General features: G+C 60.3%; 1 protein-coding gene. It reads right to left on the bottom strand.

Annotated elements, in window-relative coordinates:
• Positions 1–153: 153 nt before the first annotated feature.
• The gene (locus tag WBV42_RS14190) at positions 154–1368 is read right to left on the bottom strand and encodes an NAD(P)/FAD-dependent oxidoreductase (RefSeq protein WP_423986607.1); all 1215 of its coding nucleotides are present in this window, start codon (positions 1366–1368) and stop codon (positions 154–156) included.
• Between the last annotated feature and the right edge of the window lie 432 nt (positions 1369–1800).

The following is a 1800-nucleotide window of genomic DNA, read 5'->3' as shown; positions in this document are numbered from 1 at the left end:
GATATCGATATCGAACGCCGTCGCGGTTTCGACGATTTCGTCCTCGTCGCGCCGTTTTTCGAGGAGCGTTCCGTCGATATCGAAGTAGACAGCGACGTTCCGTTCGGGCGTTCCCGTCTCATCTCGTGCCATTTCGAACTTTCCCGTTTCGATTTACATGTCGTTCCACGCTCTTGCCGCCGCTACCCACGAGTACGATTCCCCTATCCATCGAGCGGATATCGCCTTCTTGAGCATACGGGCTCCCGGCCCGCCGAACGTGTTGAGCGGGATGCCGATGACGTCGTGTGCGACCGCCCTGTCCCCGACGGAGACCAGCGTGCCCTTGTTGATATACGACCAGTGGACGGGTTCGCTCCCCGCTATCATGCGCGCCACGTTCTCGCCGACGTGTTCCCCCTCCTCCATGGCCGCTTCGGCCGTCGGCGGGGGAACGTCGTCCGTGTCGGGGTGGACGATGGCTTCCCATGCGTCCTGTTCGGAGAGTGGCCCGCCCTCCGCGTCCTGTTCGACGAGCGCCGCGTCGCCGATGGCGAGAACGCGGTCGTCGCTCGTTTTGAACGTCGAGTTCGCGTAGGCGCGGTTGTGGTCCTTCTCGATGTCGGCGTCGGACAGCGCGTCCTCGCCGGTCACGCCGCCCGCCCAGACGAAGGCGTCGTACTGGAGCGGGTCGCCGTTCTCGAAGTAAATTTTCGCCTCGTCGACCTCCGAGACGACCGTGCCGGTCGAAATTTCGATGTCCTTCGCATCCAGTTTGTTCCGAATCGCTCCCTGAAACTCGTGATCGTGGCCGGGGAAAATCTCGTCTTCCATTTCGATGAGGTGGATTTCGACGGGTACGTCGTGTTCGTCGCGATACGCGGCCACCTCGCCCACGGTCTGGATCCCGGTCAGTCCGGCCCCGCCGATCACGATCTGTGCTGGATCGTCGTCGGTCGCGTCCGAAACTGCCGCCGAGAGTTTCTGATTTATGGTCATCGCGTCGCCCAGGCTCTTCAGCGTGAGCGCGTGTTCCTCCAACCCGTCGATGCCGTAGAAGGCAGTCTGACTGCCGAGACAGACCACGCAGTAGTCGTACTCGATGTCGTCGCCCTCGTCCAGATGGACAACGCGCTCGTCCACGTCGAGTCCGGTGACCCGCGCCTGCACGAATTCGGTGTCGTCGTCCTTGAGTTCCTCCACCGGAATGACGACCTTCTCCCGGACCGACGGGTCCCGGATACAGCGATGCACCTCGTGCAACAGGAGGTGATAGTCGGTTTCCGATACCCACGTGATGTCCGCTTCCCCTTCCAACTCCTCTTCGAGACTCTGTAAGGCCGCGACCCCGGCGTATCCCGAACCGAGGACGGCGATTTCCCGTGACATGAATGTACCTCGTAAATCGTCGGTTTCGTGTCGATCCTTTGTGCCGATCTTTCCGACCGTGACTACCGCTCTCGCTTGAAAGCAGCTACCATGGGTACGATGTTAAGCGACGTGCCTGCACACGCCAGCACCGATTGAAAAGGGATTTGAGAGATCGGGTTTCGCTTCGAGGAAATCTTTGATTCCGATGGTGCGACAGCGGCAATCACGGGTGGAGCGCATATCGCCCACAAACGTTCGTTGTCGGTCTTTTTGATCGTACTGTGTTCGCAACTATCGAACCGCAGGAATATCGCTCTGAGAGATTTTCCGCTTTCCTTTTGGACTACAAATACCGAGCCGCATCAAGACCGCATCGCCCCCGCTACCGCCCACACGCCTCCCCAGCCGTTTCCTCGCTGACGCTCGTCATCCCGCGCGCGATAGCCCGTC

The sequence above is a fragment of the Haladaptatus sp. genome (assembly GCF_049589095.1).
GTDB lineage: Archaea > Halobacteriota > Halobacteria > Halobacteriales > Haladaptataceae > Haladaptatus.
Note: the sequence above shows the minus strand (reverse complement) of the source record. Positions and strands in the feature narration are given on the sequence as shown.